The organism is Yimella sp. NH-Cas1 (assembly GCF_022359705.1).
GTDB classification, from domain to species: domain Bacteria; phylum Actinomycetota; class Actinomycetes; order Actinomycetales; family Dermatophilaceae; genus Yimella; species Yimella lutea.
This window is the reverse complement of the sequence record NZ_JAKSGG010000003.1, coordinates 1,659,203-1,671,697: the sequence shown is the minus strand read 5'-3', so window position 1 is coordinate 1,671,697 and position 12,495 is coordinate 1,659,203. Positions and strand designations below refer to the sequence as shown.

Below are 12,495 nucleotides of genomic sequence, written 5' to 3'. Positions count from 1 at the left end.
TCACGTCAGCGGACGCGGACGCACATGATCCGCGCGGTCGGCCTCGGCGGCGCAGCGCTGCTGCTCAGCGGGTGCACCGAATACCAAGAGCGGGGCTTCCTGCCCAAGGGCGTCACCGAGCTCTCGCCGGAGATCACCGACTTCTGGGTCGCGACCTGGGCGTGGGCCATGGGCGTCGGTGTTTTCGTGTGGGCGCTGATGTTCTGGTGCATGGCGCGCTACCGCCGTAAGAAGACCGACACCGGTCTTCCGCCGCAGATCGCCTACCACGTGCCGATCGAGATCCTCTTCACGGTCGTGCCGATCCTGATGGTCGCGGTGCTGTTCGGCAAGACGGTCGAGATCGAGAACAAGATGCTCGACACCTCCCAGAAGCCCGACGTGACGGTCAACGTCGTCGGCAAGCAGTGGAGCTGGGACTTCAACTACGTCGACGAGAAGGCATACGACGTGGGCACCCAGGCCGTCATGGACGGCAAGCCGGGCGCGGAGAAGACGATCCCGACGCTCTACCTCCCCGTGAACAAGCGGGTCGAGTTCGTGCTGACTGCTCGCGACGTCATTCACACCTTCTGGGTGATCCAGTTCCTGCAGAAGATGGACATGATTCCGGGCCGGGTGAACAAATTCCAGGTCACCCCGTCCGAGATCGGCACCTACAAGGGCAAGTGCGCCGAACTCTGCGGCGCCTACCACTCGCAGATGCTCTTCAACGTGAAGGTCGTCAGCGAGGCCGACTACAACAAGCACATCCAGTCGCTCAAGGACCGTGGCTACAACGGATTCTTGTCCAACTCGATGGCGCGCAAGGGCTCGACCTTCGCACCGGGTGAGCAGCAGTACCTGCCCGCCGGGTTCGACCAGGACGACGTCGTGGAAGGAACCAAGTAATGGCAACCACCACTCCGGTCGGAGCCCAGCTCGGGGGCGACAGCCCCAAGGGTCCGCCGCAGCGTCACCCCGGCCGCACCGTGGTCAAGTGGATCACCTCCACCGACCACAAGGTCATCGGCAACCTCTACTTCATCTCCTCCTTCCTGTTCTTCCTTCTCGGTGGCGTGCTCGCCCTCATGATCCGCGCAGAGTTGTGGGCGCCGGGTCTGTCGGTCGTCGACAACCCCGAGCAGTTCAACCAGTTGTTCACGATGCACGGCACGATCATGCTGTTGTTGTTCGCGACGCCGCTGTTCGCCGGCTTCGCCAACGCGCTGGTGCCGCTGCAGATCGGTTCTCCGGACGTCGCGTTCCCGCGCCTGAACATGTTCGCCTACTGGCTGTACCTGTTCGGCGGACTGATCGCCGCGTTCGGCTTCCTGACCCCGCAGGGTGCGGCCGCCTTCGGTTGGTTCGCGTACGCCCCGCTGAGCAACTCCACCTTCAGCCCCGGTCTCGGCGGAAACCTCTGGGTCTTCGGCCTCGGCCTCGGTGGTTTCGGCACGATCCTCGGTTCGGTCAACTTCATCACGACGATCGTGTGCATGCGTGCGCCCGGTATGACGATGTTCCGCATGCCGATGTTCACCTGGACGGTGCTGATCACCTCGATCCTGGCGCTGATCGTGTTCCCGGTGCTGGCCGCCGCGATGTTCGGCCTCGGCATGGACCGGGTGTTCGGTGCACATGTCTTCGACCCGGAAACGGGTGGAGCGATGCTCTGGCAACACATGTTCTGGTTCTTCGGGCATCCAGAGGTCTACATCATCGCCCTGCCGTTCTTCGGGATCATCTCCGAGATCCTGCCGGTGTTCAGCCGTAAGCCGATCTTCGGCTATAAGGGTCTGGTCATGGCCACCGTCGCCATTGCCGCTCTGTCGGTGAGCGTCTGGGCCCACCACATGTACGCGACCGGGCAGGTGCTGTTGCCGTTCTTCGCGGTGATGACGATGCTCATCGCCGTCCCGACCGGTGTGAAGTTCTTCAACTGGATCGGCACCATGTGGGGCGGATCGATCACCTTCGAGACTCCGATGTTGTGGGCGCTCGGCTTCCTGGTGACCTTCTTGTTCGGCGGTCTAACCGGTGTCATCCTGGCCAGCCCGGCCCTGGACTTCTCGCTGACCGACTCCTACTTCGTGGTCGCGCACTTCCACTACGTGATCTTCGGCACCGTCGTGTTCGCGATGTTCGCCGGCTTCTACTTCTGGTGGCCCAAGTTCACCGGTCGGATGCTGGACGAGACCCTCGGCAAGATCCACTTCTGGTTGCTGTTCATCGGCTTCCACATGACCTTCCTCATCCAGCACTGGCTGGGTGTCGACGGCATGCCGCGCCGGTACGCCGACTACCTGCCGGAGGACGGCTTCCAGTTCATGAACCAGGTTTCGACCGTCGGTTCGATGATCCTGGGCGTCTCGATGCTGCCGTTCTTCTACAACGTGTGGAAGACCTGGCGCACCGCTCCGATGGTGGAGACCGACGACCCGTGGGGCTACGGCGCCTCGCTGGAGTGGGCGACCTCCTGCCCGCCGCCACGTCACAACTTCGACCGCATCCCGCGGATCCGCTCGGAGCGTCCGGCGTTCGACCTCAACCACCCCGAGGCCGCACCGCCGTCCGTCTCGGCATCGAAGAAGGTTCTGGCGGACATCTCCGCCGGACGGGAAGGTGACGTGCGATGAAGACCGAAGCAAGGCTCTTCTACGGGATCGGCATTTTCATCCTGCTGGTGTTCGCGATCTACACCTTCTTCACCATGCGGGACGCTCGAGGTATCGAGCCGGTCGGTGTTGCCGGCCTGCTGCTGACCGCCGGTCTGTGTTTCATGTGCGGCTTCTTCTTCTCCCTTTCCGGCAAGAAGAGCGACCCGCGTCCGGACGACGACCCCGACGGCGAGATCTCGGACGTCGAAGGTGACTTCGGCTTCTTCGCGCCGCACTCGTGGTGGCCGCTGATCCTGGCTTTCGGGTGCGCGCTGGTGATGTTCGGTGCCGCCGTCGGGTGGTGGATCGTCATCATCTCGATGCCGGTCCTGGTCATCGGTGCGATCGGTTGGACCTTCGAGTTCTTCCGCGGTGAGGACTCCGTCTGACGCACGCACAAGACAACACGACGAGCCCCGGCCCACTCGGCCGGGGCTCTCGCGTGCGGTGATGCTCAGCCCCAGCCGAGTTCGTGCAGACGGTCGTCGTCGATGCCGAAGTAGTGGCCGATCTCGTGCAGCGTGGTGACGCGGATCTGTTCGATGAGGTCGGCCCGGTCACGGCTGTGCCGGGTGAGCGGGCCCTGGAACAGGAAGATGCGGTCGGGCAAGGAGCCGTACCTGTAGCTGTCCATGCGCTGGGGCAGCGGGATACCGACGTACAGGCCCAGCAGCTCGGCGTGTTCACCACGTTGTTCGTCCGTCGGCTCGTCCTCGATCAGGATGACGACGTTGTCCAGGCGGTCGAAGAGGTCCTGCGGGATCTCGTCGAGGGCATCGGCGACGGCGTCCTCGAAGTCCGCGCGGGACAGCGGGACGGTCACGTCAACTGGCGTGGCTGACGCGTCGCCTGGAAGGCGCCGTCGACAAGCTTGGGTACGCCGTTACTGGCGTTCAGCTGACCGATGAGGTTGACGTCGTCGCCGTAACCCTTGGAGATGAGCTCGATGCCACTGCTGATGGTCTTCAACCGGCCGGCCAATGTACGTTTCACCGCGCGGTACGCCTCCACGGCGACCTCAGCTTCGGGGGAGCGAGCTTCGGCGGGCAGCCCGCACAGGATGGCGCCGGCGCCCCAGAGATCTTCGCTGGCGACGCGCATCGTGCCGTCGGGCCAGCGTTCGCCGGCCGGCACGACCAGCACTTCGCCGCCGTTCTCCAGGTGCGTGGCGGCATGCTCGCAGACTGCACGCGCATTGCGCAGGCAGCCCACGACGACCTCAGCCCCGGTCTCTGCCAGGGCAGCGCTGATCGTCGAGCCGTTGGGGGAGGGAAGCACCAGGGCCTTGAAGGGTGCTGCGGCCAGGATCGAGGCGGGGGACAGCGACAATTGTCCGGGCGGATCTCCGACCCCGCGCTCATGCCGTTGACTGGCCAGCACCGCTCCGGTCTTCTCGGCCAGACGGGCGGCACCGGAGTCGCGCCATCGGTACGGGTAGACGACCGCGCCTCGATCGGTTGCCAGCGAGACGCAGGTGCTGAAACTGCACACGTCCACCACGACGGCGAGCAACGGTGCCTTCGCCTCGAGGGCCATGTGCCGCGCGCCCGAGCCACCCCAGACACAACGAACCGGCCAATGACCTTGCAGGAGAGCGGGATTGTCCGCATTCTTCATAGGTGATCAGCCGGTTCGTCGGTGTGGTTCGGTGACAGGGTGCGAGATCAGTGGGTGTCGCTGGTCTCGCGGTCGTCGGTGTCGCGACGGTTGTACGCGCTGTGCTCGCCGAGTTCCTGCGCGGTACCGACACCGGAGAAGTGCCCGAAGGACGGCTTCTTGGTGGCGGCGATCGCAGCCTGCTCCAGTTCGGCTTCGCGGCCGTGCGTGTGGTGCTCGGCTGCGAGCTCGGCCGGGGTCACCGGCTCGATGCGGTCACTGAAGTAGAAGTTCGACAGCTTGGCGCGCAGCTTCTCGCCCTTGGTGCCCTTGCGGCGCACACCGTTCGCGTCGACGTCCGGACCGGCCTCGACCGGGCGGTAGGACTTGTACGACACCAGCGGCCAACGCTTGTACTCGTCGATCGGCTCGTGGGCCTCGAAGAAGCGACCGTCGGCCGTGCGGACGATACGCCCGGTCTCGCGTCCGTGCAGGACGAGATCGCGGTCGCGACGCTGCAGACTCAGGCAGATCCGCTTGGTCACCCAGAAAGCGATGATCGGGCCGAGGAACACCATGATGCGGAAGAACCAGGTGATGTCGTTGATCGACAGATGCAGCTTGATCGCCATCAGGTCGTTACCGGCTGCGAACAGCAGGATGAAGTAGAACGTGATGAACGCCATGCCGATGCCGGTGCGCGTCGGGTTGTTGCGCGGGCGGTCGAGCAGGTGATGCTCCTTGGTGTCACCGGTGACCCAGCGCTCCAGGAACGGGTAGATACCCATCGCGGTCCACATCAGTGGGATGAGCAGCACGGCGCCGATCATCACGTTGAAGCTGTAGGTGTGGCCCAGCAGGTTGAATTCGAGCCAGCCCGGTAGCAGTCGCAACGCGCCGTCGGCGAAGCCCATGTACCAGTCGGGCTGCGAGCCGGCAGTCACCTGCGTCGGCTCGTACGGGCCGTACAACCAGATCGGGTTCATGGTCACCAGTGCGGACACCAGGGCGATGACACCGAACACGATGAAGAAGAAGCCACCGGCCTTGGCCGTGTAGACCGGCATCAGCGGGAAGCCGACGACGTTCTTCTCGGTGCGACCCGGCCCGGGGTACTGGGTGTGCTTGTGCACCATCACCAGCAGGATGTGCGCGGTGAACAGGCCGATCAGAAGCGCCGGCAGCAGCAGCACGTGGACGGTGTACAGGCGGGGGATGATCGCCTCACCCGGGAAGCCGCCACCGAACAGGCCGTAGGCGATGTAGGTGCCGATGACCGGGACGCTGAGGATGAAGCCCTGGGCGGCGCGGACACCCGTACCGGACAGCAGGTCGTCCGGCAGCGAGTAGCCGGCGAAGCCCTCGATCATCGCGAGCATGAACAGCAGCAGTCCGATGACCCAGTTGATCTCACGCGGCTTGCGGAAGGCTCCGGTGAAGAACACACGGAACATGTGCAGCATGATCGACACGAGGAAGATCAGCGCGCCCCAGTGGTGCATCTGACGGATCAGCAGACCACCGCGCACGTCCATGGAGATGTCGATGGTGGACGCGAAGGCCTCCGACATCGGCACGCCCTGCATCGGCACGTAGGAGCCGTCGTAGACCGTGTGGCCCATGCTCGGCACGAACCAGAAGGTCAGGAAGGTGCCGGTGATCAGCACGACGATCATCGAGTACATCGCGATCTCGCCGAGCATGAACGACCAGTGGTCCGGGAAGACCTTCTTCATCAAGAACTTGGCAGCCTTCGCAGCGCCGGTGCGCTCGTCGACCCAGTTGCCGATCGCGCCGGCCGGGCCGCCGCTCTTCTTCGGGGCGTCGGTGCGATCGTCGGTGCGCAGGGCGTCCGCAGGACGGTGTGCAGCGGTACTCATGCAAGCTCCCAGAAGCTCGGGCCGACAGCGTCGGCGAAGTCGCCGTCGGCGACCAGGTAACCCTCGTCATCGACCGAGATCTTCAACTGTGGCAGCGGACGCTTGGCCGGGCCGAAGATGACCTTGCAGTCCTCGGTCATGTCGAAGGTCGACTGGTGACACGGGCACAGCAGGTGGTGCGTCTGCTGTTCGTACAGGCCGACCGGACAGCCGACGTGGGTGCAGATCTTGGAGTAGGCGACGACGCCCCCGATGCCCCAGTCACGCTGTTTCTGCGACTTGATCTTGTTCTCGTCGAGGCTGACCAGGATGACCGAGGACTTGGCCTTTTCGTTCAGCGGGTGCTCGGTCTCGTTCACGCCTTCGGGCAGCACGTGGAACACCGAACCGAGAGTGACATCGGACAGACGGATCGCGGTGCCGGCGGGGTCGCGCATCAGGCGACGGTTCTTGCCGTTGAGCTTCTTGCCCCAAAGGGTGACCTCGAGGTCGTTGCGCGGCATCGGACCCATCGAGCCCAGCAGCTGCAGGCCGAGGGGGAGTGCGAACAGGCCGAGTGCACCGCCCATCGTCATCTTCAACAGCGGACGACGCGTCAGGTGGGTGGACTCGCCCGCGTCGGCGAGGGTCTTCACGACGCTGTCGCGGGTCTCGTCGTCCGAGCGCAGCGGGTGGCGCTCCTCGACGACTTCCTCGTCCGACATCAGCGTCTTGGCCCAGTGGATGGCGCCCAGGCCGATGAACAGGATCGACAGACCGAGCGTCACGCCGAGTGCGGTGTGGCTCGCGCCCACCTTGCCGCTCAGCGGCAGCGTGACAGTGGCGTCCTGGCCGATCGCGAAGTAGCTCACGATGAACAGCAGCGTGAACAACATCGACAGACCGAACATCGTGACGACCTGGAGTTCGGAGCGCTTCGCGGCCTTCTCGTCGTGGTCACCGTGACGGTGGATGTGCGGGGGGAGTCCCGGGTTCTCGAAGTTCTCCGGGGTGTCGGCGGCCCCGTGCGACGCGACCGCGGTGCCGTGGCTGCCGTGCGCGTCGTTCGAGTGCCGTGCGACTTGGTTCGTCACTGCGGGATCCTCCTGCGGAGTGGGGTCTGTCATCACGCCGCCTTCTTGCCCAGCCAGACGGCGAAGCCGATGAGGATGCCGATGAAGATGGTCCAGGCGAACAGGCCGTCGGCGACCGGGCCCAGGTTGCCGAGGCTGTGGCCGCCCGGCGATGCCTCGGTCTCGATGTACTTCAGGTACGCGATGACGTCCTGCTTGTCCTTCGGCGACAGGTTCGTGTCGTTAAAGACCGGCATCGACTGCGGGCCGGTGAGCATCGCCTCGTAGATGTGCTTCTCGCTGACGTTCATCAGCGGCGGCGCGTACTTACCGCGGGTCAGAGCACCACCGGAACCGGCGAAGTTGTGGCACATGGCGCAGTTGACGCGGAACAGCTCGCCACCCTTGGCGATGTTGCCGCCACCGGAGGTGTACTCCTTGCTCGGAACGGCCGGGCCGTCACCGAGGGAGGCGACATAGGCGGCCAACGCGTTGGTTTGCTTCTGGTCGAACTGCGGGGTGGCTCGTCCGGCCTGGACACCGGGCTGCTGCATCGGCATGCGGCCCGTGGCCACCTGGAAGTCGACGGCTGCGGCTCCGACACCGACCAGCGACGGGCCGTTGGGGCCACCGGCGGCGGAGATGCCGTGGCAGCTGGCGCAGTTGGACAGGAACAGCTGCTTGCCCTCGGACACCTGGTCGGCGGACGCGACGCTCGCGTTGGAGGCGTCGGCGTTCTTGGGGGCGAACAGTGCGTACAGGCCACCGGTGAGCACCAGGCCGAGCAGAAGCACGACCAGGAGTGCGGCGGGATGCCGGCGGCGGGCGGCGAGGGAACTCACGAGGCTTTGTCCTGTCGTCGAGCGGTCGGAGCGGTCGGGGGAGTCGTCACTGGAGCAGGTAGATGGTCGCGAACAGCGCGATCCACACCACGTCGACGAAGTGCCAGTAGTAGGAGGTCACGATGGCGCCGGTGGCCTGGTGGTGGGTGTAGCGGCGCGTGGTGAAGGTGCGGCCGATGATCAGCAGGAAGGCGACCAGACCGGCCGCGACGTGGACGCCGTGGAAGCCGGTGGTCATGTAGAACATCGAGCCGTAAGCGTCGGAGTCCATCGAGATGCCGTGGCTGAACATCTCGGAGTACTCATACACCTGACCGGACACGAAGATCGCGCCGAAGACGTAGGTGAGGGCGTACCACTCGCGCATGCCCCACTTGCCGACCTGGAGCAGGGAGCCGGTGCGAGCGGGCTGGCCGGCCTCGGCCTTGAAGACGCCGAGCTGACACCAGACCGAGGAGATCACCAGGATCAGGGTGTTGACCGTCGCGAAGGGGACGTTCAGGGCTTCAGTGCGATCGGCCCATAGATCCGGCGCAACGGCGCGAATCGTGAAGTACATCGCGAACAGACCGGCGAAGAACATCAGCTCGCTGGAGAGCCACACCATCGTTCCGACGGCGGTCATGTTCGGCCGGGTCACCGCGGGGCTGGTACCGGGGGAGCTCGAGTGAGCAGTAGTTGCTGTCGCCACGGCGCCATTATGTCCCCATTGGGTCCGACGTGCGCCATCGACCCCCCGGTTTCGTGAACTTCCCGTGACTCAACGAGCATCAGGCGGGTTGAGTGCCCGCGCCGTTGCGGGGATTTGGTGCGGCACAAGCGAATGCGGCCGTGATGGGGTTGTGATCTGCGGTTCGTTGTGGTCGGGCGCGAACGAGCACCGACCGTGAGGTCGGTAGCATCAACGACATGAGTTCGAACGTGCCGGTTCCCGCGGCCGAAGCCGCCCGGTCGGAGCAGTCCTCCGGCCCGCGTCAGTTGACCGTCCTGCTCTACAGCGACGACAGCGCGACCCGCGACGCAGTGCGCGTCGGTGTCGGTCGCCGTCCGGCTCGCGACGTGGAGATCGTCGCGTGGCGCGAGTGCGCCACCGCCCCGGCCGTGATCGAGGCGGTCGAGAGCGAGACGTACGACCTGCTCATTCTCGACGGTGAAGCCGCTCCGGTCGGTGGCCTCGGGCTCACCCGCCAGCTGAAGAACGAGATCGTGAACTGCCCGAAGGTGCTGGTGCTGACCGGTCGAGCCGCGGACGGTTGGCTCGCGTCCTGGTCGCAGGCGGAAGCAGCCGTGCCGCACCCCATCGATCCGCTCGTCCTCGCGAACGCGATTGCCTCCGTCGCTCGACAGGGCTGAGCCGGTGACGGCACCGCTGACCTGGCCGATCATCCTCAACTCGCTGCTGGACGGCGACGATCTCTCGCTCGATCAGACGTCCTGGGCGATGAACGAGATCATGTCCGGCAATGCATCGCCCTCCCAGCTCGCGGGCTTCCTGGTCGCGTTGCGCGCCAAGGGTGAGACCGTCGTCGAACTTCGGGGGTTGGCCGACGTCATGGTGGCGCACGCGCAGCCGATCAGCGTCGAGGGCGACACCCTCGACATCGTCGGTACCGGTGGCGACCGGGCACACACGGTGAACATCTCGACCATGTCGTCGATCGTCTGCGCCGGCGCAGGCGCCAGGATCGTCAAGCACGGCAACCGCGCTGCGTCGTCGTCGTCCGGCGCGGCCGACGTCATGGAGGCGCTCGGCGTCCGTCTCGACCTGACTCCGGCTCAGGTCAAGAAGGTCGCGGACGAGGCCGGGATCACCTTCTGCTTCGCCCAGACCTTCCACCCGAGCATGCGTCACGCCGCGGCGACCCGAAGGGAAATGGGCGTCACGACCGCGTTCAACGTGCTCGGACCGATGACCAATCCGGCCGACCCGAAGTACCGGGCGGTCGGCGTCGCCGACCCGCGGGTCGCCCCGCTGGTCGCCGGAGTCTTCGCCGAACGTGGGCAGAACGCCGCAGTGTTCCGCGGCGACGACGGCCTGGACGAACTGACGTTGTCGACGACGTCCACGGTGTGGTGGATTCACGACGGTGAGATCAGCGAGCACTCGATCGATCCGGAGAATCACGGCCTGCAGCGGGCACCGCTGGAGGCGCTGCGCGGGGGCGACGGCATGCACAACGCGCAGGTGGTGCGCGAGGTCATGGACGGCTCGACCGGACCGGTGCGGGACGCCGTGTTGCTGAATGCAGGCATCGCCCTTGCGGTGGTGGAGTCGGGAAGCGGTGGACGCTTCGGCGCCGATTCCGACCTGGACGGTGCCCTCTCGCGGGGCATCGGCGCCGCCGAGAGGTCGATCGACAGCGGCGCGGCCAAAGCCGCCTTGGAACGTTGGATCAACTCCACGCAGAACGCCTGACCCCAGGCGTCACCAGACGTCACCAGACGTCGGTGCTGCGGCTACTACTCGTCGAGGCCGAGTGCGAAGGCAGCTCCGAGGTCGTCCGAGGAGTACGTGCGGAACGCGATGTGGGTGCGTGAGTCGAGTACCCCCTCGACCTTGTTGAGGCGATCGGCGATCACGTCGGCGAAGTCCTCGTGGCGTGCGACCTTCGCGACCGCGATGAGGTCGACATCGCCGGTGACCGAGTAGACCTCTGCGATGCCCTTGATCTCGGAGATCTCCTGGGCGACCTCGGGGATGCGGTGGACGTCGGCGGTGATGAGAACGATGGCTGAGATCACCCGGCCACCCTATCGCCGGCGTCGGCGCGGGTGCCCTGCGCCAAGGACATCTGCTTCTCCAATCGGGTTCTGGTGCCGGCGGCCCCGTTGATCGGGCACACCCACACTCCGTCGGTGTGCACGATCCGAACTCCCGGCTGCTCGAGCCAGTGCAGCACCTTCTCGGTTTCTTCGGTGAGCGCGGCCGGAGCCGGTGCCACCGGCGCGGCGACCACCTCGGCTGTTTCGCGCAGTGCTGCGATGTAGGGCATCGGATCTGCGCCGCGTGGGCTGAGGGTGGTGCCGGCGAATCGGCCGTAGCGCACGCAGACCACCTCCCATCCTCCGACCGCACCGGGGCGTGCTGCGACGACCTCTGGGGTGCGGGCGAGCGGATCGAGTCGCTGGGCGCGTGCCGCGCCCCGGACGAACGAAAGCATCCGGTCGCGCACGTCAGCCGCATCCTCGTACCGGCTCTGATCGCTGAGGCGTTCCATCCGTTCGGTGAGTACGTCGACGACCGGGCGTGCGTCGGTGGTCAGCAGCCGTTCGGCGTCGGCAGCGATGTCGGCGTACTCGTCGGTGGACTGCTCGCCGATGCACGGCGCCCCGCACTTGCCGAGATCGAAGAGCGCGCAAGCGGTGGACCCGCCCCGAGCCGACAACCGTTTGGTGCACTGGCGCAGCGGGATGACGTCGTGGACCGCGGTGACGGCCTGTTCGGCGGCGGTCCTGGAGTTGAACGGGCCGACGTAAGAGCGGGCATCGGCGCGGACCGTGGAGACGACGGACAGCCGCGGGAAGGGTTCCTGGGTCAGCTTCACCCACACCGCCCGCTCCGGATAGCGCGAACGGCGGTTGAACCGCGGCTTGTGCTGCGCGATCAGCCGAAGCTCACGCACCTGCGCCTCGAGTGCGGTCTGACACACGACGGGAGTGACCGACTCGGCCAGACCGACCATCTCGCGCATCCGTCGGCGCTTCTCGCTCTCGGTGAAGTAACTGCGTACGCGCTTCTTGATGTCGACGGAGGTGCCGACGTACAGGGCGTGACCGTTCGCGTCCTTGAACACATAGACACCCGGAGCGGACGGCAGATCGTCGGCGATCACCCGCTTGCGCCGTTGCTGCGGGCTGACCCGTTTGCTGTAGGTCTGGAGTTCTTCGAGCGTGTGAACGCCGAGATTGCCGACTCGTCCGGTCAGCGCATGCAGGACGTCGACGGTTGCCCGCGCGTCGTGCAGCGCTCGGTGATCGGGAGTGGTCGCGGCGCCGAACAGATGGGCGAGCGTGCCGAGTTTGCGATTGGGCGCCTCGTCGGAGGTGACGAGTTGGCGAGCCAGGTGCGCGGTGTCGACCACGGCCGGCCGCGGCCACACCGCGCCGGTGTCACGACAGGCGGCCTTGAGGAATCCGACGTCGTACGGCGCATTGTGGGCGACGACCACGCAGTCACCGAGGAAGTCCAGAAAGGGGCCGAGCACGGCGTCGATACGGGGCGCGCCGGCGACCATCGCATTGCTGATGCCGGTCAGTACGGACACGAACGCCGGGATCGGCTCGCCCGGGCGCACCAGCGTCTGGAACTCACCCAGCACGATGCCGCCGCGCACCTTCACCGCACCGATCTCGGTGATGTTCCTGCCGGCGGGTGCGCCGCCGGTTGTCTCCAGGTCGAGCACGACGAAGGTGACATCGGACAGTGGTGTGCCGAGATCGTCGAGTGTCGCCTGGACTGCGACCGGTCTGGTGGACATGTTCCGAA

Annotated in this window: 13 protein-coding genes; 5 read left to right on the top strand and 8 right to left on the bottom strand. The window is 65.9% G+C overall.

Features of this window, described 5'->3' with window-relative positions:
- The first annotated feature begins 24 nt into the window (after positions 1–24).
- From coxB to MF407_RS08390, 3 genes are read left to right on the top strand one after another with little or no spacing between them, the layout of a single operon-like run.
- A complete protein-coding gene (gene coxB / locus MF407_RS08400) occupies positions 25–891 on the top strand; it encodes a cytochrome c oxidase subunit II (protein ID WP_239702012.1) in 867 nt (288 codons plus the stop codon).
- Complete coding sequence (gene ctaD, locus MF407_RS08395) at positions 891–2,618, top strand: cytochrome c oxidase subunit I (RefSeq protein ID WP_239702011.1); 1,728 nt, start codon at positions 891–893, stop codon at positions 2,616–2,618. Before coxB ends, ctaD begins: the two co-directional genes overlap by 1 nt.
- Positions 2,615–3,028: a cytochrome c oxidase subunit 4 gene (locus MF407_RS08390; protein ID WP_129624027.1), complete on the top strand. Its 414-nt coding sequence runs from the start codon at positions 2,615–2,617 to the stop codon at positions 3,026–3,028. The genes ctaD and MF407_RS08390 overlap by 4 nt, the downstream gene beginning before the upstream one ends.
- Before the next feature lie 65 nt (positions 3,029–3,093).
- Here the strand turns inward: MF407_RS08390 and MF407_RS08385 are convergent, their stop codons facing one another.
- From MF407_RS08385 to MF407_RS08360, 6 genes are read right to left on the bottom strand one after another with little or no spacing between them, the layout of a single operon-like run.
- Positions 3,094–3,462, bottom strand: a complete 369-nt coding sequence (locus MF407_RS08385; protein WP_239702010.1) for a metallopeptidase family protein — start codon at positions 3,460–3,462, stop codon at positions 3,094–3,096.
- Positions 3,459–4,256 carry a 2-phosphosulfolactate phosphatase gene (locus MF407_RS08380; protein ID WP_239702009.1) on the bottom strand — a complete coding sequence of 266 codons (798 nt, stop codon included), beginning with the start codon at positions 4,254–4,256 and terminating at the stop codon, positions 3,459–3,461. Before MF407_RS08380 ends, MF407_RS08385 begins: the two co-directional genes overlap by 4 nt.
- A 47-nt stretch (positions 4,257–4,303) precedes the next feature.
- A complete protein-coding gene (locus MF407_RS08375; protein ID WP_239702008.1) occupies positions 4,304–6,115 on the bottom strand; it encodes a ubiquinol-cytochrome c reductase cytochrome b subunit in 1,812 nt (603 codons plus the stop codon).
- Positions 6,112–7,188 (bottom strand): Rieske 2Fe-2S domain-containing protein, encoded by a 1,077-nt coding sequence (locus tag MF407_RS08370; RefSeq protein WP_239702007.1) that lies wholly within the window; start codon positions 7,186–7,188, stop codon positions 6,112–6,114. Before MF407_RS08370 ends, MF407_RS08375 begins: the two co-directional genes overlap by 4 nt.
- 32 nt (positions 7,189–7,220) lie before the next feature.
- Positions 7,221–8,009, bottom strand: a complete 789-nt coding sequence (locus MF407_RS08365; RefSeq protein ID WP_129624022.1) for a c-type cytochrome — start codon at positions 8,007–8,009, stop codon at positions 7,221–7,223.
- A 46-nt stretch (positions 8,010–8,055) separates the two neighbouring features.
- Positions 8,056–8,634, bottom strand: coding sequence for a heme-copper oxidase subunit III (locus MF407_RS08360; RefSeq protein ID WP_129624152.1), 579 nt, complete (start codon positions 8,632–8,634; stop codon positions 8,056–8,058).
- Positions 8,635–8,918: 284 nt separating this feature from the next.
- On the opposite strand from MF407_RS08360, the gene MF407_RS08355 reads away from it, so the two are divergent.
- Complete coding sequence (locus MF407_RS08355; protein WP_129624021.1) at positions 8,919–9,362, top strand: response regulator transcription factor; 444 nt, start codon at positions 8,919–8,921, stop codon at positions 9,360–9,362.
- Positions 9,363–9,366: 4 nt separating this feature from the next.
- Complete coding sequence (trpD, locus tag MF407_RS08350; RefSeq protein WP_239702006.1) at positions 9,367–10,425, top strand: anthranilate phosphoribosyltransferase; 1,059 nt, start codon at positions 9,367–9,369, stop codon at positions 10,423–10,425.
- Positions 10,426–10,469: 44 nt separating this feature from the next.
- Here the strand turns inward: trpD and MF407_RS08345 are convergent, their stop codons facing one another.
- Together MF407_RS08345 and MF407_RS08340 are read right to left on the bottom strand one after the other, a co-directional pair.
- Positions 10,470–10,751, bottom strand: a complete 282-nt coding sequence (locus MF407_RS08345; protein ID WP_129624019.1) for an Lrp/AsnC ligand binding domain-containing protein — start codon at positions 10,749–10,751, stop codon at positions 10,470–10,472.
- The gene (locus MF407_RS08340; RefSeq protein ID WP_239702005.1) at positions 10,748–12,487 is read right to left on the bottom strand and encodes a DEDD exonuclease domain-containing protein; all 1,740 of its coding nucleotides are present in this window, start codon (positions 12,485–12,487) and stop codon (positions 10,748–10,750) included. The genes MF407_RS08345 and MF407_RS08340 overlap by 4 nt, the downstream gene beginning before the upstream one ends.
- Between the last annotated feature and the right edge of the window lie 8 nt (positions 12,488–12,495).